Raw genomic sequence first — 26,567 nt, forward strand, 5'->3', positions numbered from 1 at the left:
TAAGCGTGTTAGGATAATAGTGAAACAACCGGAAGGAGGCAACTGGGGATGGACCGGTTAAAAATATTCCGAACGGGACTTGCCGCACGCGTTGCGGGTAATTTTGAGTCCAGCATGAAAGAGCTCCACCGTTGTGGCCACAGTCGTTCAAACAAGTCGACCTTTGTGGAAATGGGGATCCAACTCAGTGGCTTTAAACGTTCACTCTCTAACCAGCAAGCGTTTGATAAAATGCTCGCAACGGCTAAGGAGGTAAATAAGCGCCCATACGTAATGCCAGAAGTACAATTTGACGTTCGCTTACACCAGGATTTACAGGATGGGATGACAATCTACACCCTTAACGACCAGGGGCAGGAAATCAACCAACGGATCATTGTTTACTTGGCTGGGGGTGCTTACCTGCAGCAGCCAGATAAAACACACTGGGAGTACCTAAACCGGCTAGCCCAATGCGCCAATGCCAAGGTAGTGGTACCGCTCTATCCCTTGGCGCCTAATAATACATTTCGGGCCGCTTACCAACAGTTAGCACAGTTGTACGTTAATTTATATTCCATTGCTCCTGCCAGTGATATTACCTTGATGGGTGATTCGGCTGGGGCTGGTTTGGCCTTAGGTTTTAGTGAGTACCTTGGTCAGCGGGGGTTACCGCAGCCAGGCCACCTAATTTTGTTTTCACCATGGCTAGACCTTGATTTAAGGAACCCACTAATTGATAAGTATGCTGATTCTGATGTTACGTTGGCACCGTGGGGCTTGCGCAAGATTGGCGAAATGTGGGCTGGCAATGTTGAACATGACGATTACCGGTTAAGTCCGCTTTATGGTAACTTGGACCAGATCCGTGATATACATATTTATGTCGGTACGCGTGAGATTATGTACCCAGACACTAACACACTAGTTCAGAACCTCCGTGAAGCGCGGATACCGGTTGACTACCATGTTGGCCGGCGTCTGTTCCATATTTACCCCTTATACCAAATTCCGGAAGCAGACGAGGTAATGGACCAGGTTGTAAAAGTTATTAATGAATAATATGAGGTGAGAATTGTGAAGAAAGTTGCAGTTGTATTTGCACCAGGTTGTGAAGAAGTTGAAGGCTTGAGTGTAGTTGATGTTTTACGCCGGATGGGCGTGCAAGTAACGATGGTTGGCTTGGAAGGGCAATTGGTTCCCGGTGCACATGGCATCGAACTTACTTGTGATGACGTGCTTGATGATAAGCTCCTCGACTATGATTTAGTTGCCTTCCCCGGTGGCCGTGGCGGTGCCGAGAAGTTAGCCGGTAACAAGCAACTGGCTGATTTGATGCGGAAGCGGAGCGAAGCGGGAAAGTGGAACGCTGCAATGTGCGCTGCACCAACAGCACTAGCCGCATACGGCCTTTTGGACAACCGTGATTACACCTGCTTCCCAGGCTTTGAGAAGTCAATTGCTAAGGTGGCTAAGAACGCTAACTTTAAGGAAGATATTACGGTCGTTGATGAAGCTGGTAAGATTGTTACCAGTCGTGGCCCGGCAACCGCACTGGCATATGCCTTCAAGATTGCTGAGGTGTTAGGGCTAGATACCACCCAGATTAAAAAAGAAATGCTCTATGATTACTTGATGAGTACTAAGTAATCACCAATACAAGAGGAGAAAATGATTCTCCTAAAATACAATGAGGTCCAGAGTTCGGCTTTTTGCCGGATTCTGGACCTCATTTGTGTATTATGTTGTGTGTGTTCAGCTGCCACCTATCGTGCCAACTGATCTTTCTTTGTTGGTCAACTTCCTTATTTTAACCACCACATCAGTAAATGTTTCTTTTGCTGGTCTACCCGCTGGTTGACCACGCTGACTAGGATCAACATGTTTGCTACTAGTGAGTTCTTCTTGCGGTAGGCAATGTAACGGGAGGACCAAATCGATGCGTACTTATCCTTATAGTGGCGCAGTCCTTGGAAACCATATAGGTGGTAGCCATACTCGTAAATAAAGTGTGCGATCTTTTCTTCCAAGAAACTAAACTGGTATTCACCGACGTTTGATAATGGTGCCATCCCTAAGTCAAAGTACTTATATTCGTTTTCTTGCCCGTACTGGTACATACTGATGAAAATCTTATCCATAATTCCTGATGGCGCATCCTTGCTGTGCCGCATCAGGTCAATTGTCAGTATTTCCTTACCGCCAGTCGGCATGAACGTTGCAAATGCCACCAGTTTTCCGTCCTTGTCACGGACAGTACCAACCGGGGCTTGGTTAATGTAGTAAGGATCAAAGAAACCAAGTGAGAAGCCCTTTTCAACTTGTTCGCCCAGCCAACTATCTGAGACTGCTTTTAATTCAGCCATTAGCTGGTCATCAAACGGTGGCTTTACTACGTCAAAAACGTAACCTTCCCGATCGAATTTGTGCATTAGCGCCCGTTGTGACCGCTGCTTCTTTCCTGCTAACGTAAAGTCGGCTAATGTTACTAGACCACTTTCCCCGGTTTTAATAAAGTCAAAACCAAATTCGTGTAGAAGAAGGGTTAAGTCACTGGAAACCTCATAGAAAACAATTTCGTAGTCATACAGGTCGGCCTCCCGGACAAACTGACGAAGTGCTTCCCGCAGAACTGCCTGATTTCCCACGGGATCTCCCATGACTACCAACCGATCGTACTTCTTTCGGTACATGAAAAATAGCTGGTCGGTCTTATCCTTTTGGTAAAAATACAGGTTCTTATCACGGAGGAATGCTAAGTGGCTGGTTGAGTTACCGCCAAACTGGTCAATTACCTTCCGCACCCGGTCCGCATTGAAACTTTGTACCCGGTTAAAGGGGTCACGGCCCTGGGTGAAGTACCACAGGATCACCAGCATTAATAAGATACCCAGTCCTAAGCCAATTAAGCCGGACAGCCAGATCTTTTCGCCGGGGAAGAAGAGAAAGCTTGGTACCCGGTGCTTGCTGGAATACTGTGGTGCGTTAATTACCCCCACAATCACGTAAAGGATAAAACCACCGGCAAAAATTAAACTATCGATCGTAAACTTGCCGATTGAGTATTGGAGCTTCTCCCGGTATAAAACGTGCCGGGACATTAGCACGAGTAGCAGGACGATTACTAAGTAGATTGTCAGACTAATTGTCCCGAGGTTCCAGATTGTGTTAGCAATCCCGATTACCAGGAGGATTAGGGTTGGCCAGTAAGCCCGTTTAACCTTCGCCTGCAATCCCCGCGCACAGGCCAGCATGGCGATGGCAAAGAGGATTGTTGACATTTGGTGGATAAAGAAAAAGGTATATGGGTAAAGGTGCTGGACAATTTTATTCTCAGCAGTGATATCAGGGATTGACGCCGTTAATAACATTAAAATCCCAGAAATATACATGAAGGCGGTGATTAAGTAATAGGCCGTCTTGCGGAGGAGCATCAGTGGAAGTCCATCAAAAAATTCATTTACCTGTTGGGCTAAGTTGTGGATGAACATCAACCCGGCGAGGATTAACGGGACAATGTAATAGAAAATTCGGAATAACAGCAACCAGATTACGATCGTGGTCCGGGGAACACCCAGGAGGGATAGCTCAAAGATCATCATGACATCAAATGATCCGAGGGCACCTGGAATCATTGAGAGGACACCAAGAACCTGGGCGACCGCATAAAGTGGCAAAACATTAATTAAGTTTTCCCGGACGCCAAGACACCAGCCAACGAGGAGGAAGAAGAGGGCAACAAAGAGCCATTCCAGGGTCGAACTACCCACGATGAATCCCTCTAGTTTAGGGGTGACTTCTTTAAAGAGCTTGTTATCGTTGATCATCGTAAAGTAGAAGACAACCGGAAAGTAGAGTCCACCCCCAATCAGCCAGATTGAGTACTGGTTAAAGTGACCACCATCGTGGAAACCAAACATGATAATTAAGGCGATCCAACAGAGAATGGATAAACCTGATAGCAAGAAGACTGCTATCTTGGAAATTGCCAGTAAGATATCCTTCTTAGTTGCATTTTCGCGGTAGAAATAGGCACGCAGAGTTGCACCAAGAATGCCACCAAAACCAGCAATGTTTGTAAGGGTATTGGTAATCCAGCCGCAACGGATGATGTAGGACCGTTTAAATTTGCCGGGTAAAAAATGAATAATAGCAAAGTCGTAACCAAGCATTGGGATAACGGCAATACAACCAGTAACGAGCAGGATAATTAGGTTAGCCCAGGAAAGGTTAGCTAACCCCACGCCGACCTGGTGCCATTGAACCGTCTTGAAAAAACTACCAAGGGCATGAACGACAAAGATGAGAACTGAAGTAATAAAGACTAGTTTAATAATCTTTGAATACTTTTCCCACCAGGTGAGTAGGCGGTTGCCTAGTGACTGCATAATTAATTTACTCCTCCTTAAAACTTGTTAAACACAGTAATATACCCATTATAAGCTATTAGCTAAATAATTATTGGGAAATTTGAAATTTTAGTTGACGGTTAGCCGAAATTCCCGTATACTCTATTGTGTTGTCAAATGGTCCGTTGGTCTAGTTGGTTTAGGACGCATCCCTGTCACGGATGAGATCACGAGTTCGAGTCTCGTACGGACCGCTTATAAATTTTCGTCAAGTTGAGTTGTTGAACTCAACTTTTTTTGTACCCAAAGGAGAAAATAATGGAAGCAACCTGGCTTTATACTGGTGAAGAACCGGTTAAAATTAAAAAATTTCTACAGTCACTGGGGATGGGGCACCGCCTTTTTAATGAGATTAAGAAGGGACAAGGGGAGTTCCTGGTTGACCACCGAACGGTTCGGCCAACGACTAAGATCCTTCCTAACCAGCCGCTAACGATTAAGGTTGAACCAGAAATGGCGGATCCGGCGGTAGAAGTAAGTCAGGAACCCCTTAACATTGTCTACGAAGATGACAACTGGCTGGTAATCGATAAGCCAGCGGGGGTAACATCCATTCCCGGACCAACCGTCAACAATGGGACGGTCCTTAACCGGGTGAAGGGCTACTTGGCCAAGCAGGGGTCTGAAGATTTGCGGCCGCACTTGATTACCCGCCTTGACCGCTTTACCGGGGGCCTTCTGCTGGTTGCTAAGCACCATGTGGCTTCAAGTATGATCAGCCAGCAAGTTCAGCAACACAAAATGTTAAAAGAATACACTGCAGTTGTCAGTGGTCACTTTGACCAGGACCACGGAACGATTAATAAACCGATTGCGCGTCGTGAGGGCCAGGTTCAGCGGGTGGTTGCGGATGATGGCCAGCCGGCTCTAACCGAATACTGGGTTGAAGAACAAGCAAATGACTGGGCACGAGTCCGGGTCCGTCTCCACACTGGTCGAACCCACCAAATTCGGGTTCACTTTGCGGCGATTGGGCACCCGCTAATTGGTGACCACCTTTACGGCGGCGATACACGGAAGTATGACCACCAGTTGCTACATGCTAGCAAAATTGCTTTTGTTGACCCCTTCAGTCAGGAGAAGCTAACCTTTACGTCACCACTTCCGGATAGTTTTAATATTTAAACGTTTAAAGCAGGAGAATGAGAAGAAGTTTGTTTTTCTTCCCATTCTCCTGCTTTCTGCTTTTACTATTTAACTTGTCTAAGCATTTGCTTAACCATTTGGGATTGCATCTTTTGTTCAGCCTGTTGGGTTACCTGCTGAATTTCTTGTGCACTCATCTTCGAGTTCTTTGCTAATGCCTGTTGAACCGTTGCAGCAACAGCAGACTTACCCTGTTGTTGTGACGCTGCTTGGGCTTTTTTAGCGGCTGGTGAACTGGCTAATTTTTTCAGTTGCCTGGCTTGCTTAACCGTAATTTTAACGTAGCTAGTAGGGTATTCAAGAACATTTGTCCGCTTAACTAGTGTTCCATCCATCCCTGATAGCATGTACATGCTGGCAAAGAATTTGTTGTTATAGCGCCACCGAGTTTCAGTAGTGACTAGTCGAGGGGTTGCCCGATTAGTCCACTTAATCTTGCTGCTGGTATATTCGTTTGCCTGTGTATGGTTCGGCGTCTTTTGCTTTTCCTTAGTGTTGTAAATATAGACGTTATCCTTACCACTAGTTCCAACTGGTTGGTAAAGTGCCAGTGGCATTGATGAATTAGAGGCGGAATAGATTCGTTGACTAGTTGTTGTCGTAACTTTGTGCATACCAAAGTGGTGACTATAATTCAGGGTCATCATCGCAGTTGAAGCAATAAAGATGGCACCAAAAATAGTTGTCCAGAGGATGCGGAGGTTACGGTTAGTCATGAACATGATGCAGGCAAACATCGCAACGGCCGCAATAAACATAATGAAAATAATCATTATTTATCGTCCTCCTTTCCTTCAATGTCAGCTGAATCAAGCTTTAGGTGAATACCATTACCACTAGTGACGAAAAAGGTGAGTACCAGGCCAATCAGTGAGAAAGCAACGGCAAACCAGAATGCAGCATGGTAGCCCATTAAGGTAGCGTCAAACATTTGTGACTTGTATTGGAGTGGTGATTGCTTGAGTAATGCGTGAGCATGTTCGTGACTGTTCGTGACGTTAGTTAAAACTGAAATCATAATCGCAGTCCCAACTGAGGTGGCTACTTGCCGTAACGTGTTGTTAACGGCAGTACCATGTGAAATCAGGTTGAATGGCAGTGAGTTCATTCCGGCAGTCGTAACCGGCATCATCACCATTGAAATCCCAAACATCCGAACCGCGTATAAGAAGACAATGTAGATGGTTGGTGTATCACGAGTGATGAAGGCAAAGGGAAGGGTACCGACAGCCAGGATAAACATCCCGGTAACGGCTAACCGCTTCGCCCCGTGCCGGTCAAAGAGGTTACCGGTAATCGGACTCATGAATCCCATGAAGAGTGCCCCAAAGAGAAGGGTTAGTCCTGAATGGAAGGCGGACATTCCGTGGATGATTTGGAGGTAGAGTGGAATTACCAATTCGACCCCGACCATGGCCATCATGACGATTGAACTAAGGATCGTTGCTAGAGTATATTCGGCACTCTTGAAAACCTTGAATTCCAGAAATGGTTCATCCAGCTTGTTTTGACGAAGAACCAAGAAGACAACCAGGATCGCACCAATAATGATTGAAGCGACAACGACAGGTTCAGTCCAGCCCTTATCACCGACACTAGAGAAACCGTAGAGCATGCTACCAAAGCCAGCGGTTGAGAGGATAACTGAAATCCAGTCAAGGTGTGGCTTAGTATTTGGAATTACGTTTTTAACGGCAAAGAAACTGGCAATGATTACCAGGGCAGCAATCGGCACGATCATCCCGAAAAGCCACCGCCAGCTAAAGTTATCAATGACCCACCCAGAAAGTGTTGGTCCAATTGCAGGGGCAAGACCGACAACCAGTCCGTTGATCCCCATGGCTGCACCACGTTTTTCCGGCGGGTAGATGGTCAGCATAATGTTTTGCATCAGTGGCATGTTGATCCCTACACCGACGGCTTGGATCAGTCGACCAGTGAGGAGGACTGGAAATGAAGGGGCAAGCCAGGAAAGGATTGTTCCCACTTCAAAAATACTCATTGCCAAGATAAAGAGCATCTTGGTATTAAAGCGGCTGCTCAAAAAGGCGCTGACTGGAATCATGATCCCATTAACCATTAAGAAACCAGTTGTTAGCCATTGAACAGTTGAAGTACTAATATTGAAGGCTTTCATCAAAGCCGGGAAAGCTGTTGACAGGATGGTCTGGTTTAAGATGGTACAAAAAGCACCGATTAAAAGTACCAGCACCATTAGCGACCGGTTATATGGTTGGCCGTTAATATCAACAGCAGCTTGTTCACTGTCGTTCACGCATAAAACCTCTTTTCAAAAAATGTTAACGAGTAAAGATAATAAAACTATCCGTTATCTTTGTCAAATAATTTGACAAAGATAACACAAAATTGATAAAATACAGGACGGAATTTGAATTTAAGTGGAGGGATTCAGTGTTACGAGAACATTTTCGGCGAATGATTAAGGATAATAAGTTACGGATTAGCATGAGCGAGATGGCACGCGTCACCGGAGTCTCGACGAGTCAGTTGCGCTACTGGGAGCGTAAGGGCTACATCCATTCTCGCCAGGATGATAAAAATAAGAACCATTACTTTGGCCTACTGACTATGTTTAGTGTTTTTACTATTAAGTACTTCCTTGACCAGGGATTTACATTAACCGTTGCAGTAAAAAAGGAACGGCAGCGTAAGGCACTTGGCAGGATCTTCCGGGAGTTCTTTGCTGACCAGATTAAGGATGTTAAACAACTTGACGACCAAAAGGGTGAAGTTGACCTGGGAACCCTGGCCGATGATCCCGGGACGGAGGTTTACGCCATCGTTGACCAGCAGGGGACGCACCTGTACTGTCGGCCGGTGACCAAAGATGACGATTAACAATTCACTAATTTTTGTGGTAAGGTGAAAGTAATCATATATTTGGAAAGGGACGCGGTAATAGTGAGTGAAGGAAAGAGTTTTTCAGAATTAAATGAAGAGGCCCAGGAAACGGCACTCAAGTCTTTTATCTCCTTTTATGTAAACCAGTATAAAAAGGGGAGCCTTGAAATTCTTAGTTCAAAGGTGTCAAATGAAGTTCTTAGTTCAATTAATGAAATCTTGAACCAGAACAACTTCATGGGGCCAGCGGAATTAGCTGCTGAAAGTCTTCGTTTATCTAAGCCATACTATAAAGAAATTCTGACGAAGCTTACCAGCCTTAAATTTACCGACGATGGTGAACCAGTAGAAGCGTGGGAAAATTCCTGGGAAGACCAAGAAGAAGCTTTACCAACTGAAGACTAATAGATTTGTGGAAAAGATCTTTGGGGTCTAAGATGGTTAACCGAAGTTCGTTTCCTGTAATTACTGCATAATATTAAAAGGCGACCGGGAAGAAGAAAATTTTCCCCAGTCGCTTTAGCTTTTTTAAAGTAGGTACTTGGAACCCGTTAGTTATTTCTTGTCATTTACTTTCTATCATAATTAATTGCTGGTTCAGTGTAGAATAGCAGGTTAAATGCTAGTAAAATAACAACCGTAAAGTTTTATTGATTATTTTTTTGGAGTTATACCAAGGGGGAGAAACATGGAAGAGAAAAAACACTTTAAGCTTTTTAAAGCTGGCAAAAAGTGGTGCACGATGGCAATTGCAACAGTTGCAGTTGCCGCAGGTTTAACCGCCATTTCAACTAGCGCTTCTGCTGATACTACCACGACGACAGGTAGTGCAGACCAGACAACGCAGGTTACTAATAACCAGCAAACCACTTCTTCAACGACAACTGGTGATCAACAAGCTACCCAACCGCAAGTAGATTATCAGACACCGGTGAATGCTGGTAACCTGGATAGTGCAAGCGTTACTAGCGAAGGCAACGTTGAATTTTCCGGCTGGCATGCAACTAACCAGTACCGGGAAGGGATGCACCATTTTGCCATTGTATTAGATGGTAATGGTCACGAACTTTACCGTAATGAGGTAACTACGGTTAACCGTCCTGACGTAGAGCGGGTCTACCCTAAGGCACCAATTTCGGGTGGATTCACGGTTGATGTCCCAACTGCTAAGCTGGCTAACGCTAGTTCATTGCGGATTGTTTCCCGTTACACCAATGACCAAAATGGTAATCCAGCTGGCGGTAGTGACTTCTGGTTCCCGACTATTACTACCAAGGCTGGTTGGCTTGATACCTTCAAGGTTGACGGTACCAAGATTGACGTCGCTGGCTGGCATGTTGATGACCAGGCTGCTTCAAAGACTGAACACACCATTATTCTTTTCGACCGGACTAAGAACCGGGAAGTTCAACGGGTCACTGGCGTAAAGAATACCGCTAGTTCAGACTTAACGAAGAACGGCTATGCCAATGTTGCAAACGCAGAGAATGCTCGCTTTAGTACTAGCTTTGACATCACCCCTAACATGATGGGCGATGAATTTGTCGTTATCAGCCGTTATTCCGCTCCTGGCCAGGAAAATGATCAATATTCTGATTACTGGTTTAACAATGTGTTGAAGCTGAATAACAACGGCAATGCCGGTTACCTGGACAACTTCTACCTTGACCGGGCAAAGAACCAAGTTGTTGTTAGTGGTTGGAATGCAAATGATAATTCAGTTGCTGAACCCGTTCATGAACTGATCTTATTTGACAAGACTACTAACCACGAAGTTGCTCGGCAAACACAAGCAACTACCGCTAGTCCCGATGTTGCTCGTGCATATGGAAACATCAGTAATTCTGACCAGAGTCGTTTTCAGGCTCGCTTTGCCGTTACGCCCGAAATGATCGGTCACCAATTGACGGTTATTAGTCGTTATGCTCAACAGGGCCACGATAACGATGCTGGTTATTATTCTGACCTTTACTATGGCAACACCTTGAATCTCAGTGTTAACCAACAGGCCTTCTTGGATAACTTCTCCTTGGACCCTAATACTAAGAAGATTACCGTTGCTGGTTGGCACGCTGACGATGCCTCCGCATATATGCCAGGGCACTTCATCATTTTATTTGATAAAACTGCTAACCGGGAAGTTGCACATAAGCTTGTGCCAGTAACGGCAAGCCCTGACGTGCAAAACGCAACCCATATTTTAAACTCGAATAAAGCACGCTTTACCACTACTTTTGACCTGACCCCTGAAATGCTTAACCACACATTGACAGTGGTAAGTCGTTACAGCAATTCTAATAATGAAGACTATGGTACGGCTACCTCTGACTACTGGTTTAACAACCAAATTGATTTGAATGCGCAAGACGGGTGGCTCGATAACCTGAGTCAATCAGGGAACACAATCAATGTTGCCGGTTGGCACACTGCTAATTCAACGATGGGCCTGACCCACCATGTAATCCTCCTATTTGACTACACTACTGGTCGTGAAGTAAGCCGGCATGAGGTTACGAACCAAGAAAGTGGCGACTTAGCTGCTAGTCATGGCAACTTCCTTAACTACAACCAAGCACGCTTCAGTACGTCCTTTACGGTCGACCAAAGTATTGCTAACCACGCCTTTGGAATCCTCAGTCGTTATAGTAACCAGGCTGACGGTGAAGGCGTCTACAGTCAATACACGATGAACAACCGTTACCTGAATACTTACCAAAACCCAGGTTGGATGTACCAAATCCAATACAGCCAGATCCAGGCTAACCCACAAGAAGTTGGGCATAACCTCGGCCCTGGTTACGAAGGGGTTAAGACCTGGTTTGTTAAGAGTAAATTAGGTGATGCTAACATCCATAACCAATACACGACTGGTGATGCCTATGCCATTATGAACATTCAACGGCAACATGGCCTGCCAGCTACTGGTTGGGTTGACCTGCCAACGTGGCGGGCACTTGGCTACTCTGATGACCTGTGGTACGGAATTGATAGTTACGTTTCACCAACGCTGACTAACCCAGGTGCTACCCGTCAACAACGGATTGATGCAATGATTAACACCGCTTACCAGTACATGGGCAAGCCATGGTGGGCTGGTTGTTCATCAGCGCCAGCATGGGGTGTTGACTGTTCTGGGTTAGTAATGCAAGCACTGTATGGTGCCGGTATTAACCCAACGACGGTTAGTTCTACCCACCATGGTTATCCAGGCAATGAATGGAACTCACGGAACCTCTTTGTTGACCCACACTTCCAAAATATCGGTTGGAATGATCGTCAACGTGGGGACCTTGTCTTCTACTACCAACCAGGTACCCGGATTATTTGGCACGTTGCCATCTTGCTTGATCCAAATACGGTTATCGAAAGTTGGCCACCATGTGTTATGGTTCAACCAATTGTTAACGGCCAACGGAATGTTGTTGCCGGTATTCGGCGGGTATTTGCTTAATTTAGATTTAAAAAGCGATTTACAGCGAGTAACTGTAAGTTGCTTTTTTATTTTGCAACAGTCATTTACTACCTTCCCCTTGTTAGATGTGGTAAAATAAATTTAGTTTTTACGTACGGATTTTAAATGATAGTAATTAGCTAAAAGAATACTTAATGCCGACCTTGTTACCCAAAGCGGCTCTTTTGGCTTACTTATTTTTCCGTTATGACAGTAACGTTTAATAAAAAATCTAAATCTAAAAGGAAAGAAAGGTATTATGTCAAAGCTAAAGATTAAGAATAATGAAGTTGCCTTTTATGCCATGGGGGGCCTTGGCGAAATTGGTAAAAATATGTACTGTGTGCAATTCCAAGACGAAATCATCATCATTGACTGTGGGGTTCTCTTCCCGGAAGACGAACTTCTAGGTGTTGATTACGTTATTCAAAATTATGATTACTTGGTCGAAAATAAGGATAAGATCAAGGGAATCTTTATCACCCACGGTCACGAAGACCACATTGGTGGCTTGCCATTCTTCTTGCAAAAAGTTAATGTGCCAATCTACGCGGGCCCATTTGCAATGTCCTTGATTAAGGGGAAGTTGGAAGAAAAGCACCTGCTACGGAACGCTGAGCTTCACGAAATTAATGAATTTGATGAAGTTCACTTCAAGAAGTTATGGGTTAGCTTCTTCCGGACAACCCACTCGATCCCTGATACTTTAGGGGTTGCTGTCCACACACCACAAGGAACGATTATTCAAACTGGTGACTTTAAGTTTGACCTGACGCCAGTTGGTGGCTTACCGGGTCCAAACCTTCAGCAGATGGCTAAGCTAGGTGATGAGGGCGTCCTCCTCCTCACTTCCGATAGTACGAACGCTGAACGGCCACAATTTACCAAGTCCGAACGGTGGGTTGATATTCACATTCGGCGGATCTTTGAACGGATTAAGGGACGGATTATCTTCGCTTCCTTTGCCTCAAATGTATATCGTCTGCGTGAAGCTTCTGACGCGGCAATTGCCCAAGGACGCAAGATCGCGGTCTTTGGCCGAAGCATGGAAAATGCCATTGCAGCGGGGCAGGAGCTCGGCTACCTTAATATTCCGGAAGATTCCCTAATTGACCAAAATGAAATTAACAATTACCCACCAGAGAAGGTACTGATTATGTGTACTGGTTCCCAGGGTGAACCAATGGCAGCGTTGAGCCGGATTGCTAACGGTACCCACCGGCAAATCAGCATTCAACCTGGCGACACGGTGGTCTTCTCGAGTAACCCAATTCCGGGTAATACAACCAGTGTTAACGCCTTGATTAACAAGTTGGAAGAAGATGGGGCCAACGTTATTCATGGTTACGTCAACAACATCCACACGTCCGGTCACGGTGGCCAGATTGATGAAGAATTTATGCTCCGCCTGATGAAGCCAAAGTTCTTTGCACCAGTCCACGGTGAATACCGGATGCAAAAGATCCACACTAAGTTAGCTGAAATGACCGGTGTGCCACGGGAGAATAGCTTCATTCTGGCAAATGGTGACGTGCTTGCTTTGACAAAGGACTCTTGCCGGCTGGCTGACCACATTGATAGTGTTAGCGACGTCTACATTGACGGTCGTGATGCCGGTGATACAGTTGGTAACCCTGAAATTCGTGAACGGCGCCTCCTTTCTGAAGAAGGGGTAGTTACGGCAATCGCGGTTGTTGACCTGAAAGATTACCAAATTGTGGCCGGGCCGGATATCGTTTCACGTGGTTTTGTTTACATGCATGAATCACAAGAATTAATCAAGGCTGCTAACCACGAAGTCTTCTGGGCAATCTTGAATACCTTTAAGAACCATAAGCATGTTGACCAGCGGGCTTTGAATCGGACAATTGTTAGCCGTTTGCAAAAGCTGCTTTTTGAACGGACTGGTCGGCGCCCAGTAATTATCCCAATGATTACCATCCTAAACGGTAATAATCGGGCTGAAAATCACCATTACCGGCACCCTAACCATAATAACCACCGTAAAAACAATAATGAGAAACACGGTCAAGCACAAAACAACAAGAAGAAAGAACATTCAGCCAACCACCCAAAGAAGGAAAGTAAGAAGGCTGAACCGGTTAAAGAATAATGTAAATGAAGCTTAGGGAAAACCTTTACTAACCCTAGCTCAACTAACATAAAAAGGGAGCACTGCAGGAATCGTCATTGAATTCTGTCGTGCTCCTTTTTTATATCCGTAATTTTTTCTTAAAACGAAGCGGAAACTCTGGTATTATCAATAATAGCAATTATTTTTCAACAAACTAGTAGAAGGGAAGGAACCTATATGACCGGGAGAGATTATTTAAAGATCTGGTATCGGGTTCAGATTGGCGCGACCCTCCTTGTCCTTGCGGCAATGATGGTCCGTAACTTTAATATGGGACGACAGCATGTTGTAACTGTTCTCCTTGCTCCGGTAATTATCTTAGCAATTGGTCTAACAATTGAATTGTTGCCAAAGCTGCCAGCAATTGTTCGTCGTCTTAATGCCTGGCTCCAGGGAATTTTACAGCCACTTATTTTGGTGGTGGCCTGGGACGTTATTACCCGGGAAATTATTACTTTGCTCCGTCTACCATCACGGGGTGTGGTTTCCCTAATGATTATTTACTATGTTGTGATGTTCGCACCCTTTGCAAGTGTAATTGGTGGACAATTGCATTCCAGTATCGAGCGCTTCATCTTTGCAGTAGCGACATTTCAAGTTGTTTTTACGCCCCTCGTTGCGTTTCCAGATAACCTGATCACTAGCCGCTTGCTCTTATTAGCTCTTTCTACGGGCGCGGTTGGTGCATTGGCTTACTTTGCCTTAATTGTAACCGTAATGCGGGCGTGGAAACTATCCTGGCCCGGACTAAAGCCGCATTGGAGTGGTGATTTCAATTGGTGGATTCTGCTGGGCCTTGTGGTGATTGACTTGGCAATGACTTTTCTTAATGTTGGCGGGGTGCCTAGTTTTTCGAAGGTCAACTGGCAATTAACGCTGACGGCATTTGAGGCGGCGGTAGCGGAGGAAACATTATTCCGCTTTGCCATTTTAGGGATCCTCTTCTATGCTTGGCGTAATTATCGGCAACGGCTCCCGTACGCACTGGTCACGAGCAGTATCTTGTTTGGCTTAATGCACTTAACTAATGCCGCCGAGCAAGGCTGGGAGGTAACAATATACCAAGCAGTAGCCGTCATCGGAATTGGACTTTTCTTTGCGGTCGTCTATGTCTATACCGGACAGTTATGGTTAGCAATGGTAATGCACGGCCTGTTTGACTGGCTCAGCTTCTTGGCGACCGGTACTGCTACGATGGCAAACAGCCATGTCGGGCTTACCGAATGGATTGCGGTATTAGTTGAACTGGTTATTTTCGGTTTAATCACTGCCTGGATGATGGTTGGTCAACGCCGGAAAGTGATGGACCGTCACGTTGCACGGTTAACCGGTGCAAAGCAGCACTTTGATTTTCAGATTCAGTATTAAGGAGTGTTAACAATGCCACAGATTAAGGAAGGTTACGTACCATTTGGCAAATACCGGACTTACTACCGGGTTGTTGGGGAAGCAAGCGAAAAGGCTCCCTTACTTTTACTTCATGGTGGACCAGGTTCTACCCATAACTATTTTGAAGTCCTAGATGATATAGCTGAACGCGACCACCGTCAATTAGTAATGTATGATCAGATTGGCTGTGGCAAATCGTCACAACCAGATGATCAGGCAGGGCAAATTTACCAGGCCGAAACGTGGCTTAAAGAGCTAGCAGCTGTTCGCTCATACCTCGGCTTGGACCGGGTCCACCTCCTTGGTCAATCATGGGGTGGGATGCTAGAAATAATGTACTTGTGTGACCAGCAGCCAACTGGCGTCTTGTCAGGAATCTTTGCCAGCACCTTGCCCGCATCATGGTTGTGGAGTAAGGAATTGCACCGCCTGATTAAATTTATGCCGGACGATGAGCAAAAGGCAATCCAGCAGGCGGAAGCTAGTGGTAATTTTACTGATCCAGCATACCAGCAAGCTAACGCTCATTTCATGGCACTGCATTGTAGTGCACCTGTTTCACCCGCTGACCCCGAGCCCCTGCGCCGACCCAAGAGGGCTGGAACGCAGGCCTACTTAACAGCCTGGGGCCCTAACGAGTATAACCCGCTGGGGAACCTCCATGACTTTGACTACTTAGATCAACTCAAGGAGGTTAATATTCCAGTGCTAATAACTAGTGGGACTGATGATCTTTGTACACCATACGTTGCCAAGGCAATGTATGACCGGTTACCCAATGCGGCGTGGGAGCTGTTCGAAGGTTGCCGGCACATGTCCTTCGTTGAGCAACGTGCACACTATGAACAAGTACTGATCGACTGGCTAAATGCGCATGATTAAATAGCGGTGACGGTCAGTACTTGAAGAGAACTGAATTAGGAGATATGGATATGAACGCTGAACTAATCGTAATTATCTTTTTAGGAGTATTGACCGTTTACCAAATTATTTTCCTTGGCCATGACTTAATTGTGAACCGCCACCGCCTTAAGGATAGCAACTTTTTCGTTACTGGTGCAATTGGCTTTGCTACCAACTTCTGTGACTCATTAGGAATTGGTTCATATGCGCCGACCACGATGCTGTTAAAGCTTACTAAGTCATTGAAAAATGATAAGATCTTGCCAGGAACACTGAACGTTGCCTGTGCACTTCCAGTTTTAACTGAGGCCTTCCTTTACATCGGCAACTTTAAAGTGGATGGGACCACCTTACTGCTGATGATTGTTGCCGCAATGATTGGTTCCTTCGGTGGCTCCAAAATTGTCTCCCGTCTGGACGAAAAGAAGATTGAAATTGTCGTCGGGATCGCACTAGCAATTACGGCGGTATTAATGATTCTTTCCGCTACCGGCGTAATTACTAAGCTGGGTGCCAATAACACTGCTACCGGGTTCAACGGATGGCGCCTGGTAGTTGCCTGCGTAATGAATATGGTTCTTGGTGCCTTAATGTCTGCCGGAATTGGGATGTATGCACCATGCATGGCACTGGTCTACCTGTTGGGGATGAACCCAATTGTTGCATTCCCAATCATGATGTCCTCTTGTGCCGCAACGATGCCAATTGCATCAACTGAATTTATCAAGAAGGACGAGTATGCCCGGACACCGGCAATTTCAATTTCACTTTTTGGCTGCCTTGGTGTCTACATTGCAGTAACCTTCGTTAAGTCATTAAACTTAACCTTCTTAATGTGGTTAGTAGTGGCGGTAATGATTTATACTTCTGTCTTAATGTTAATTGAAGGTAGTAAGAAGTTTAAGATGGACTAGAAGTTTCCTGCACTGTGTGTATTATCGAAACTAACAAGGGCTCGTGACAAAAATCGGTTTTGTCACGAGCCCTTGTTTTAGCTCCAAATATTGCAGAGATATCGCGTGCCACAACCCAGGGCCTTAGTGTCTAGCTACGGACAATCGCTAGCCCGTTCCGTGCTAACGATCGTCCTATGCTAGCCATACCAAATAGGCTAACTGCGTGTCGCAGGCCCTAACCGGGGTTGTGTCACAGCTCCTTTTGAACTTTAAAGTAGGTATCAAATTATAAGTTATCACCGCGCTCAAACTGGAACTTAGAGTTAAGCAATGCTTGATGGATCAGGCTATTGAGTAACTTCTTAGCCTCAGCAGTAGTGTGGGCAGCGGACTTATCATTTTCAGCGGTAAGGTAGTTAATCAATTCGTCGCCACTCTTGCCCTTAGCGCCAGCCGTGATTGCGTCAACCCGGCTAACCGCGTAGCTTTGGCAGTTATCACGGAAGGCGTTAACCTCGTTGATAAATTCGTGGTAGCGTGGTTCAACGATTACTTCAAGCAACTTGTACATCCAGTAAGCACTCTTGTCGGTTTCAGCCGTTTCTGGTGCGTAGGCGTAATTAGCAGGGGTGTCGTTGATGTTGGTAAAGAATGGAACGTATGGGCTGTAGCAGTGGAAACCAAAGTTGATCCACTGGATAGCAGCGTACTCTGCAGGAACATCATTACGAATCTGCATGATGCAAGAGCTTTGGTTCCGGTCAAGGGCGATTGAACGGAACCGTTTCATTTCATCAGGGGTGCCAGAGGAGTAGGAACCCATTGGGTCGTATGGAGTTTGGTTGTAGTGTGATGAAAGAAAGTATTCTACATCTTCAACCGCGATCTTCTTTTCCGGCCGCCGGATAAATGGCATATCCTGACTGGTTGGTTCTTGTTCGATTGAAGGGTTGAACAACTTTTGGCCGTACCATGTCCGTGGTGTGTTGTAGTATGCATCAGCTTCATCTTCAGTTGCAAAAATCTTCCGGAAGTTGAACTTGCCCGGATAAGGGTTGAGGTGGTACTTTTCAACAAATTCACGAATACCGTTAGCGTACATGAAGTTATCAGGATCATCAAATTCAATTTCCTGAATGCACATGTTGTTTGGCGCAATGGCATAAGCATCGTCTGGAATCCGTTGAGCAACCCACTGGTGGCCACCAGCAGTTTCAAGGTACCAAACCTCATCATGGTCGCTAAAGGCAATCCCGTTGGTCTCACCAGTACCATACTTTTCAATCAAGTGGCCAAGGCGCTTGACACCTTCACGGGCAGACTTGATAAATGGTAATACCAGGTAGAGCATTGAGTCTTCGTTAACCCCATTTTCAACGAGTGGATCATGTCCTAATACCCGTGGGTTGGTTGTTTCTGTTTCGGTTGAACTCATTGCAACGTTGTATTCGTTGATTCCTTGTTCATCCCACCGGCCACTCTCGAGCGTGCCGTCCTTCTTATCTACACCAGCTGGAGTTGCCGTGAAGCGACAGCCCTTTCCAGACAGGTCAACTTCTAAGCCATTATATGACGAAACATAATGTTCACCCGTGTAATCCTTAGCAGGGAAAAACTTAAAAGTAATTGGGTTAATGCCATCGTACCCGTCTTCGTCCCGTGCAATAATTGTTGAGCCGTCAATCGTGGCGTTCTTACCAACTAAAATCGCGGTACAGCTTGTCTTCTTTTTATTCATAAGTCACCGTTCCTCTCCATAAATAAACAACAATTAACGTTAGCTTAATGATAACACTTATTGAATTGGTTGCGCTTTAATTACATTATAAAAGTATTATCGACGAAAAAGATTAAATCTTAAAAATCAGACTTTTATTTTAGGATAGCCAAAATTTATTATTTACAAATCAAAGATTAGTAGTAACATAGTTAGTGAAAGTTAACGGGATGGCATACTTTAACCGTTAATAGAACCTAGAGAGGGGAATACTAATGTTCGAAATTAAGCCAAAGAAGTTCAAGAAGATCCTCGTTGGTGTCGACGATGCACCAGATGCCCGCGCAGCCTTTTCTTACGCTGTTGATAAGGCAAAGCGTGACGGCTCTGAATTAGGAATTGTTTCCGTTTTGGAAACAGGTGACATTAATGTTTACCAAATTCTCGATAAGGATTACGTTCACAGTAGTGAGGACGAATTAAGAAAGCGAGTCAATGAATACGTTCAAGCCGCAATTGATTACGGTGTTGACCCAAAGAAAATCACCGCGATTGTTGACCGTGGTGAACGTCCAGCAGAACGAATTTGCAACCACGTAATTCCTGCTTTCCAACCAGACCTGCTGATTATTGGTTCCATTGGTAAGTGGGGTAACCGGAAGGCAGTTGGTTCACAGGCGGCATACATGACCCGCCATGCCGGTACTTCAGTATTCTGCATCCGGACCACTGCAGTTCAAACTTATGAATAAAATTGGTGCTAACACTTAGTTTCACTAGTATCAAAGCGATAGTCATTGATGACTATCGCTTTTTACATCTAGTAAATATTTTTAATGATTCTAAATAGGAAGTTTAAGCAACGAATAAATCCTTGAATATGGTTTCTATGATGTTATAATGATTCTAAACTAGCACAAGGGAGGAATAGTAATGGCCAAGAAAAAAATGTCACTAGCACAAAAGGTCAATGTCTTGCGGGCTAGTGTAATGGGGGCCAATGATGGCATTATCTCTGTTGCTGGGATCGTTATTGGGGTGGCCGCTGCGACTAGCAATGCCTACTCAATTTTAATTTCTGGCTTATCCGGTAGTCTGGCCGGGATGATTTCAATGTGTATGGGGGAATACGTTTCGGTTTCGACACAAAAGGACTCACAAAAGATGGCATTGATTAGTGAGCGCCAGCGGTTGTCGGACCAGTACCAACAGGAATTTAACTATGTGCAAAAAAAGTATGAGGCACAGGATATTGACCCTCAGCTCGCCCACCAAGCAACTAGTGAACTGATGAAAAAGGACTCATTAGGGACTGCGGTTCAGGAACGGTATGGTTTTAACCCTAATGACTTTACGAGTCCATATGCGGCTGCGATTGCTTCATTTATTTCATTCCCAACCGGGTCAATCCTGCCAATGGTGGCGGTAACAATGGCACCAGCAGAAAATCGAATTTTGGCAACCATGATTGCGGTTTTAATTGCCCTTTTGATCACTGGTTACTTTGCGGCTGTTTTGGGTAAGTCTAACCGGGTTAAGTCAATGCTAAGAAATGCAGCGGCTGGTCTTCTGACGATGGGCGTTACCTTTGTAATCGGTCAATTATTTGCGCACTAAGGGGATGACAAATGATGCAAAAGACAAAAAAGCGGCAAAAGCAGACAATGGAAGAAAAGCTAAACACCCTTCGTGCGGGGGTACTAGGTTCAAATGATGGTATCCTAACGGTTGTTGGTGTCCTTGTTTCAGTTGCGGCAGCGACGACTGACCGGTTTACTATTTTTATTGCCGGTCTGTCCGACTTACTTGCTTGTGCCTTTTCAATGGCTTCTGGTGAATATGCTTCTGTTTCAACCCAAAAGGATACTGAAAAGTCGGCGGTTGCTCATGAAGAACACCTGCTAAAAACGGACTTTGAAGGTGAATTGGAAGCCGTTAAGGATTATTACGTCAGCAAGGGGGTTACCCCTGAAACCTCGATGGCGATTGCTAAGGATTTGTTGAATAAGAAGCCTTTAGCAACCGTTGTCCGGGTTAAATATGATATTGAACTGGGCCACTACCTAAATCCATGGGATGCTGCCTTTTCGTCACTATTTTCAGCGGCAGCTGGTGGAATATTCCCACTGATGGCAATGACCCTTGCATCAGAAGCTTATAAGTGGTATGCCGTTATCTTAGCGGTTGCGTTTACCAGTGCACTAACTGGGTTTATTAGTTCAAAGCTCGGAAACGGTTTGGTCAAGATTGCGGTTATCCGGAACATTATTATTGGTCTAATTACGATTACCATCCACTATGGTGTTGGTAAGCTGTTCTAGCAATTATTCATAAAAGTGGATAGCTTTTAAGCTCCTAACGAGTATAAATAAAGGTCCAGAGTTCGGCACTTGGCCGGATTCTGGACCTTTTACTTTTGATTCATTCTTATCGCAGCTCAATTATTTTTCCTATGATCTCTAATCATATTCTGCTCATCGACCGGGGTATTAAATAGTTCTTCGTTGCGACCACGGGTACATTCAGCCTGGAGTGTAATATGGCAGATACCGTACTTATCACGAAGAATTTTTTCAACTTGCCGGTAAATTTTCTCAACCTGACTTAATTTTAAGTCGTCACAGTTTAAATGGGCGGAGAAAATAATGTGGTGTTCATCAATCATCCAGGCGTGAACGTGGTGGACATCATCGACGCCTTTGACCTGCTTAAGGTCGTCGGCAATCGCGTCGTAATCAAGGTTAGGTGCGGACTGCATCAGGATCTTGATTGTTTGGTTAATGATCGGCAGTGCTTCGTAGGCAATATAGATAGCGACGGCAATCGTTAAAACGGGGTCTAGCCACGGAACGTTAACAAAGGTAAGAATAATTCCGCCGATTATTACTGCCACGGATGATAGAGCGTCGCTCAAGACGTGTAGGTAAGTTGCCTTGACGTTGAGGCTGTCATGGCTGCCGGCATGGAGGAGGGCTGCCGAAGCAAAGTTGGCAATAAGCCCAACAATTGCGACAACCATCATAATCCGGCCATTAATGTGCTGTGGGTGCCCCAACCGCTGAATTGCTTCACCGATTAAGAACACAGCGATGATCAAGAGAATGAAGCTGTTGGTAAGGGCGGATAAAATTTCTGCCCGCCGGTATCCGTACGTGTTTTTCCGGTTTTCAGACCTTCCACCCAATTGCTGTGCAAAGTAACCGAGGATGATCGAAAATGAATCGCCCATATTATGGAAAGCATCCGAGAGAAGGGCCAGACTACCAGAAAGTAGCCCACCAATAATTTCAACCACGGTAATTAAAACATTAAGCAGGGTGACGGCTAAAAAACGCTGCCCCGTAATTTTTTCATTCATGATAGTTTGCTCCTCCGCATAAGAATTGCAATTTTTTAGTAGGTTGTATTAAAATGAATAAGCATAACTAACGAAAAAGTTAGGCTATCCAAACTAGACAGTTTAATATTATGCTATAATCGTAATATATTCAATATGGAGATTTAATGTTGTGACCGTTCGTAGGCCAAATATTTAACACGAGGTGAACTAGATTGACTCCAATGAAGGAAGATTACTTGAAAATTATTTTTGAGCTCGGCGGCAGTCATAAGAAAGTTTCCAATAAGGAGATTTCATTAGGTTTAGGCATCGCCGCTGGCTCCGTTACCGAAATGATTTCCAAGTTGGCTGACGAAGGGCTGGTTGTTCACGAGCCTTACGCCGGGATTTCATTGACAGAAAAGGGCCAAAAATATGCGGCGGAATTAGTACGAAAGCACCGGTTATGGGAAACGTTCCTGGTTGATAAGCTTAATTACAACTTTGCGGATGTGCACCCAGAGGCAGAAGTACTTGAACACCAGACCAGTGACCGGCTGGCTAGTGCACTTGATGAATTCTTAGGACACCCGGACCATTGTCCCCATGGCGGAGTAATCCCGTCATCTAAGGGTGCGTTCCCCGATGTTAGTCACCGGTTACTGGCAGAGGCAAACGATGGTGAGACCGTTGAACTAGAACGGTTCCTTGATAATCATGAATTATTAACCTACCTGGAAGAATTGAATCTCCGTCCTGATGACCAGGTGCAAGTAATTCGGCACGAACCATTTGAGGGGCCAATTGTAATTAAAAAGCCAGGAGACGACCAGGAAATTAACGTTTCATATAAGGCTGCCCACAATATTTTTATTAAATAAGTTGTTAGGTTAATTAAACTTTTTATGCTATACTGGGCTTTGTAGTTTTTTAAGTGCGGTTGGTTTGATTGTTTCATTTAAGTAAACCGGATCCCAATTTTCACCAGATTAATTACAAATTTTATTTGTGCAGGAGCACAGGAGGGTTCTACTAATGGAACAAGGAACTGTTAAGTGGTTTAACAACGACAAGGGCTATGGCTTTATTTCTCGTGATGAAGGTGACGATGTATTCGTCCACTTCTCCGCAATCCAAGGCGATGGCTTCAAGAGCCTTGAAGAAGGTCAAAAGGTTCGCTTCGATGTTGAAGAAAGCGACCGGGGCTTACAGGCCGCAAATGTCGTTAAAGAATAATTTTCCTAAGCGGGATCAATGTTTGACGCTTTGTCAGACATCGGTCCCGCTTTTTAATTTAAAAGCTCTGCAGCCTTAACTGGACTTGTGGTATACTCAAACCAATTGTTGAATCTTGAAATAGGAGAATTGAATTATGTTTATTGAACGTGATAGCCACCGGATGCGGCGCTTCCTGCTCAGTGGTGGTTTCTTCATTATTTTATTACTGCTGATCAAGTTTAACTCGTCAGTAGTAACAATGATGGACGCGGTTTTGCAATCACTGTTTACTAGCCAACGCTTAGAAGGGGCTGGCTGGTTCCATGCCCTGATGACCCTACTGTCATTCCTGGCTAGTCCTAAGATGGACCTGCTGTGGGTATTCATCATTGCAGTGGTTTTGTGGCTAAAGCATTTCCAAATTCCTGCTTTATGGGCAATTGGCACAATCCTCGGTGGTGATGTGCTTGGTGAGATTGCTAAGCACATTGTAAAGCGGGCCCGTCCGGCACAACACTTGGCAGCTGATGATGGTTATAGTTTCCCAAGTGGCCATACGTTAGGAATCTTCCTGGTGGCGGCAATTATCCTGTTGATTGTGCTACCGTTAATCCAACGGCGGTCGATCCGGACAATCTGCCAGATCTTGATTGTCTTTGTGATTTTCTTCCTGGCCATTTCACGGGTTTACCTTTATGCACACTGGCCATTTGATACTATTAGTGCAATGCTGCTTGCCTATGCATGGTTGCAAGTTGCAGAATGGTTGTACGTTGCCTGGGCGCCACGCCTACAGCGAGTACCGTTCCTATCAAGTTCTTACATTTAATTACTTTGGGGTATAGCAGTGATGCTGTACCTCAATTTTATTTCCCGGGGAATAAATATGATTAAGACGAACCACCTTTTAATTAAACGAATCAAAAACGATGACGGGCAGGTTGCATCGTTACTGGCCGACCAGCTGTTGCTAAAGCAGGCGCACCTGACCTTTTCAACCCAACCAGTCACCAGCTTTGAAATTAATTTGCTGTTGCAATCAGTTCGGTTTATGGGGATTTACCAGTTAAAGTCACCGCAAAAGTTAATTGGGTTAATCCTGCTTGACCAGGCAGCATCGGATCTACCTGGCCAACTTGAAATTGGCTACTTGCTCCAACAAGAAAGTTGGGGGCAGGGGATAATGACCGAAGCGGTTGCAGGTGTACTGAGTAAGCTACCGCAATCAGTTGCTGCGGCCACCGATCAAAATAATTTGCGCTCTCAACGTGTTTTACAAAAAAACGGTTTCAGCCTTGTCAGACAACAAGGTAGCCGCCTAATTTGGCAAAAAGCTGGCTTGCACGGTGAAGTAAAGAGAGTATAATATTGAGAAAAAGAAGAGGTTGCATCCTTTATTAGTAACCATCGTGAGGCGAATAAGCGCTGGACCGGTGGTGAAAGGGAAGGTTGCCGAAACGGGGCAGTCTTATTACTGCTTTTCGTTGGGCCATCGTTTAATAGGCGGTGGACTGTCGCATTATGCGGAGCGCTTCCTAAGATTGATTCATTAATTAAGAAGTTAAGTGAGTCTTCTAATGGGGCCAACCCGTTGGAAGGCTTTTTTATTTACCCTCTTCAAAAAACAATTTGGAGGATTGATTCTTTATGGCAGAAAATGCAAATGGTCAGCAGTCTGTAGGGCATATTAAGCGAACCCTTGAGACCCGCCACCTAACAATGATTGCCCTTGGGGGAACAATTGGTACCGGTCTGTTTATCACTTCTGGTTCAGCAATTTCAACTGCCGGGCCTGGTGGTGCACTGACAGCATACGTAATTATGGGAATTATGGTTTTCTTCCTGATGACTAGTCTGGGGGAAATGGCCACGTACATGCCACTAACCGGTTCCTTTTCGGCCTATTCAACCAAGTTTGTTGACCCAGCACTGGGCTTTGCAATGGGGTGGAATTATTGGTTTAACTGGGCGATTACGATCCCGGTTGACGTTACTAGTGCCGGAATCGTGATGAACTTCTGGTTGCCACATGTACCAAGCTGGGTTTTCAGTACGATTGTGCTTATTTTGATTTTCCTGATTAACTACCTGTCAGTTCGTTCCTATGGTGAAACTGAATACTGGCTAGCCTTGATCAAGGTTGTTACTGTTATTGTCTTCTTAGTTGTTGGTGTTGCAATTATTCTTGGAATTATGGGCGGCAAGCCGGTTGGCTTTAGCAACTTCCACTACAAGAAGGCTCCGTTTGTTGGTGGGGTTCCAGCCATCATTAGCGTCTTCCTGGTTGCTGGTTTCTCCTTCCAGGGGACCGAAATGATTGGGATTACTGCTGGTGAAGCCGCAACGCCTGAAAAGTCGATTTCAAAGGCGATCCACTCAACCTTCTGGCGGATCCTGTTATTCTACATTTTTGCAATCTTTGTAATTGCCTGTGTTCTTCCGTACACTAACAAGAACTTGATGAACTCTGATGTGCAAAACATTACCATGAGTCCATTCACAATTATCTTTAAGCGGGCAGGCTTAGCAGTTGCGGCCAGCGTAATGAACGCGGTTATCCTGACGGCGGTTATCTCTGCGGCAAACTCAGGACTTTACGCATCAACCCGGATGCTGTATTCACAGGCGCGTGAAGGCTATGCTTGGCGTTTCCTAGGGTATGTTAACCGGCGGGGAATCCCTATTTATTCCCTGCTGATGACGATGCTCGTTTCAACATTGGCATTTGCTACCCAGTTCGTGGTTCCAAAGGCATATGTTTACTTGACTGATGCGTCAGGGCTTTGTGGCTTTATTGCCTGGCTAGGAATTGCCATTTCGCACTTCCGCTTCCGTCGTGCTTACATTGCCCAGGGTCACTCAGTTAGTGAATTAAAGTACCACGCAACGTTATACCCATTTGGCCCAATCTTTGCCTTTATTCTTTGTGTGGTTGTTATCTGTGGTCAAAATGTGGATGCGTTTGCCAAGATGGACTGGGCAAACGTCCTCATTACCTATATGAGTGTGCCACTGTTCTTAATCCTGTTCTTCTACTACAAGATTCGGTACCGGACACACGTTATCCCGCTGAAGGAAGTGGACCTTAGCAAGAGCACTAAGGGAGAAAAATACGAAGGTTAATTAAATAAACTAAATTGGTCA

At 45.1% G+C, this 26,567-nt stretch carries 23 protein-coding genes, 1 tRNA gene and 1 riboswitch; of the genes, 19 read left to right on the top strand and 5 right to left on the bottom strand.

The window, feature by feature from the left end:
• The first annotated feature begins 48 nt into the window (after window positions 1-48).
• The gene (locus tag QOS07_RS01275; protein ID WP_283587205.1) at window positions 49-1,041 is read left to right on the top strand and encodes an alpha/beta hydrolase; all 993 of its coding nucleotides are present in this window, start codon (window positions 49-51) and stop codon (window positions 1,039-1,041) included.
• A 15-nt stretch (window positions 1,042-1,056) separates the two neighbouring features.
• Window positions 1,057-1,629 (top strand): DJ-1 family glyoxalase III, encoded by a 573-nt coding sequence (locus tag QOS07_RS01280; RefSeq protein ID WP_283587206.1) that lies wholly within the window; start codon window positions 1,057-1,059, stop codon window positions 1,627-1,629.
• Window positions 1,630-1,784: 155 nt separating this feature from the next.
• Here QOS07_RS01280 and mprF read toward each other — a convergent pair whose 3' ends face one another.
• On the bottom strand, window positions 1,785-4,367 hold the full coding sequence (gene mprF / locus QOS07_RS01285; protein WP_283587207.1) for a bifunctional lysylphosphatidylglycerol flippase/synthetase MprF: 2,583 nt from the start codon (window positions 4,365-4,367) through the stop codon (window positions 1,785-1,787).
• A gap of 140 nt (window positions 4,368-4,507) precedes the next feature.
• On the opposite strand from mprF, the gene QOS07_RS01290 reads away from it, so the two are divergent.
• Both QOS07_RS01290 and QOS07_RS01295 read left to right on the top strand, forming a co-directional pair.
• Window positions 4,508-4,582 (top strand) — tRNA-Asp (locus QOS07_RS01290).
• Window positions 4,583-4,646: 64 nt separating this feature from the next.
• The gene (locus QOS07_RS01295; protein ID WP_283587208.1) at window positions 4,647-5,513 is read left to right on the top strand and encodes an RluA family pseudouridine synthase; all 867 of its coding nucleotides are present in this window, start codon (window positions 4,647-4,649) and stop codon (window positions 5,511-5,513) included.
• Window positions 5,514-5,578: 65 nt separating this feature from the next.
• Here the strand turns inward: QOS07_RS01295 and QOS07_RS01300 are convergent, their stop codons facing one another.
• Window positions 5,579-6,307, bottom strand: a complete 729-nt coding sequence (locus QOS07_RS01300; protein WP_283587209.1) for a DUF4811 domain-containing protein — start codon at window positions 6,305-6,307, stop codon at window positions 5,579-5,581.
• Complete coding sequence (locus tag QOS07_RS01305) at window positions 6,307-7,749, bottom strand: MDR family MFS transporter (RefSeq protein ID WP_283587239.1); 1,443 nt, start codon at window positions 7,747-7,749, stop codon at window positions 6,307-6,309. The genes QOS07_RS01300 and QOS07_RS01305 overlap by 1 nt, the downstream gene beginning before the upstream one ends.
• Before the next feature lie 221 nt (window positions 7,750-7,970).
• Here QOS07_RS01305 and QOS07_RS01310 point away from each other — a divergent pair, with 221 nt between their 5' ends.
• From QOS07_RS01310 to QOS07_RS01340, 7 genes are all read left to right on the top strand, one after another.
• Window positions 7,971-8,393 carry a MerR family transcriptional regulator gene (locus QOS07_RS01310; protein WP_283587240.1) on the top strand — a complete coding sequence of 141 codons (423 nt, stop codon included), beginning with the start codon at window positions 7,971-7,973 and terminating at the stop codon, window positions 8,391-8,393.
• Window positions 8,394-8,456: 63 nt separating this feature from the next.
• Window positions 8,457-8,801 (top strand): DUF3368 domain-containing protein, encoded by a 345-nt coding sequence (locus tag QOS07_RS01315; RefSeq protein ID WP_283587210.1) that lies wholly within the window; start codon window positions 8,457-8,459, stop codon window positions 8,799-8,801.
• 283 nt (window positions 8,802-9,084) lie between these two features.
• On the top strand, window positions 9,085-11,847 hold the full coding sequence (locus QOS07_RS01320; RefSeq protein ID WP_283587211.1) for an NlpC/P60 family protein: 2,763 nt from the start codon (window positions 9,085-9,087) through the stop codon (window positions 11,845-11,847).
• Window positions 11,848-12,106: 259 nt separating this feature from the next.
• The gene (gene rnjA, locus QOS07_RS01325; RefSeq protein ID WP_283587212.1) at window positions 12,107-13,960 is read left to right on the top strand and encodes a ribonuclease J1; all 1,854 of its coding nucleotides are present in this window, start codon (window positions 12,107-12,109) and stop codon (window positions 13,958-13,960) included.
• A gap of 198 nt (window positions 13,961-14,158) precedes the next feature.
• Window positions 14,159-15,349 carry a CPBP family intramembrane glutamic endopeptidase gene (locus QOS07_RS01330; protein ID WP_283587213.1) on the top strand — a complete coding sequence of 397 codons (1,191 nt, stop codon included), beginning with the start codon at window positions 14,159-14,161 and terminating at the stop codon, window positions 15,347-15,349.
• 12 nt (window positions 15,350-15,361) lie between these two features.
• Window positions 15,362-16,252 (top strand): proline iminopeptidase, encoded by an 891-nt coding sequence (gene pepI, locus QOS07_RS01335; RefSeq protein ID WP_283587214.1) that lies wholly within the window; start codon window positions 15,362-15,364, stop codon window positions 16,250-16,252.
• 50 nt (window positions 16,253-16,302) lie between these two features.
• Window positions 16,303-17,187 carry a sulfite exporter TauE/SafE family protein gene (locus QOS07_RS01340; RefSeq protein WP_283587215.1) on the top strand — a complete coding sequence of 295 codons (885 nt, stop codon included), beginning with the start codon at window positions 16,303-16,305 and terminating at the stop codon, window positions 17,185-17,187.
• A gap of 268 nt (window positions 17,188-17,455) precedes the next feature.
• Here QOS07_RS01340 and QOS07_RS01345 read toward each other — a convergent pair whose 3' ends face one another.
• On the bottom strand, window positions 17,456-18,907 hold the full coding sequence (locus QOS07_RS01345; protein ID WP_283587216.1) for a C69 family dipeptidase: 1,452 nt from the start codon (window positions 18,905-18,907) through the stop codon (window positions 17,456-17,458).
• Window positions 18,908-19,161: 254 nt separating this feature from the next.
• On the opposite strand from QOS07_RS01345, the gene QOS07_RS01350 reads away from it, so the two are divergent.
• The 3 genes from QOS07_RS01350 (at window position 19,162) to QOS07_RS01360 (ending at window position 21,207) form a co-directional block, all read left to right on the top strand.
• Window positions 19,162-19,638: a universal stress protein gene (locus QOS07_RS01350; RefSeq protein WP_283587217.1), complete on the top strand. Its 477-nt coding sequence runs from the start codon at window positions 19,162-19,164 to the stop codon at window positions 19,636-19,638.
• Window positions 19,639-19,819: 181 nt separating this feature from the next.
• The gene (locus tag QOS07_RS01355; protein ID WP_283587218.1) at window positions 19,820-20,503 is read left to right on the top strand and encodes a VIT1/CCC1 transporter family protein; all 684 of its coding nucleotides are present in this window, start codon (window positions 19,820-19,822) and stop codon (window positions 20,501-20,503) included.
• An 11-nt stretch (window positions 20,504-20,514) separates the two neighbouring features.
• A complete protein-coding gene (locus QOS07_RS01360; RefSeq protein ID WP_283587219.1) occupies window positions 20,515-21,207 on the top strand; it encodes a VIT1/CCC1 transporter family protein in 693 nt (230 codons plus the stop codon).
• Between the two features lie 116 nt (window positions 21,208-21,323).
• Here QOS07_RS01360 and QOS07_RS01365 read toward each other — a convergent pair whose 3' ends face one another.
• Window positions 21,324-22,244: a cation diffusion facilitator family transporter gene (locus QOS07_RS01365; RefSeq protein WP_283587220.1), complete on the bottom strand. Its 921-nt coding sequence runs from the start codon at window positions 22,242-22,244 to the stop codon at window positions 21,324-21,326.
• A 194-nt stretch (window positions 22,245-22,438) separates the two neighbouring features.
• On the opposite strand from QOS07_RS01365, the gene QOS07_RS01370 reads away from it, so the two are divergent.
• The 5 genes from QOS07_RS01370 (at window position 22,439) to QOS07_RS01390 (ending at window position 26,546) form a co-directional block, all read left to right on the top strand.
• Window positions 22,439-23,086, top strand: coding sequence for a metal-dependent transcriptional regulator (locus tag QOS07_RS01370; protein ID WP_283587221.1), 648 nt, complete (start codon window positions 22,439-22,441; stop codon window positions 23,084-23,086).
• A gap of 154 nt (window positions 23,087-23,240) precedes the next feature.
• On the top strand, window positions 23,241-23,441 hold the full coding sequence (locus QOS07_RS01375) for a cold-shock protein (RefSeq protein ID WP_283587222.1): 201 nt from the start codon (window positions 23,241-23,243) through the stop codon (window positions 23,439-23,441).
• Between the two features lie 136 nt (window positions 23,442-23,577).
• Window positions 23,578-24,252, top strand: a complete 675-nt coding sequence (locus tag QOS07_RS01380; RefSeq protein WP_283587223.1) for a phosphatase PAP2 family protein — start codon at window positions 23,578-23,580, stop codon at window positions 24,250-24,252.
• Between the two features lie 57 nt (window positions 24,253-24,309).
• The gene (locus tag QOS07_RS01385; protein WP_283587224.1) at window positions 24,310-24,789 is read left to right on the top strand and encodes a GNAT family N-acetyltransferase; all 480 of its coding nucleotides are present in this window, start codon (window positions 24,310-24,312) and stop codon (window positions 24,787-24,789) included.
• A 5-nt stretch (window positions 24,790-24,794) separates the two neighbouring features.
• Window positions 24,795-24,965, top strand: a riboswitch (Lysine riboswitch).
• Window positions 24,966-25,070: 105 nt separating this feature from the next.
• Complete coding sequence (locus QOS07_RS01390) at window positions 25,071-26,546, top strand: amino acid permease (RefSeq protein ID WP_283587225.1); 1,476 nt, start codon at window positions 25,071-25,073, stop codon at window positions 26,544-26,546.
• Window positions 26,547-26,567: the final 21 nt, after the last annotated feature.

Source organism: Limosilactobacillus viscerum, from assembly GCF_947387525.1.
Taxonomy (GTDB): domain Bacteria; phylum Bacillota; class Bacilli; order Lactobacillales; family Lactobacillaceae; genus Limosilactobacillus; species Limosilactobacillus viscerum.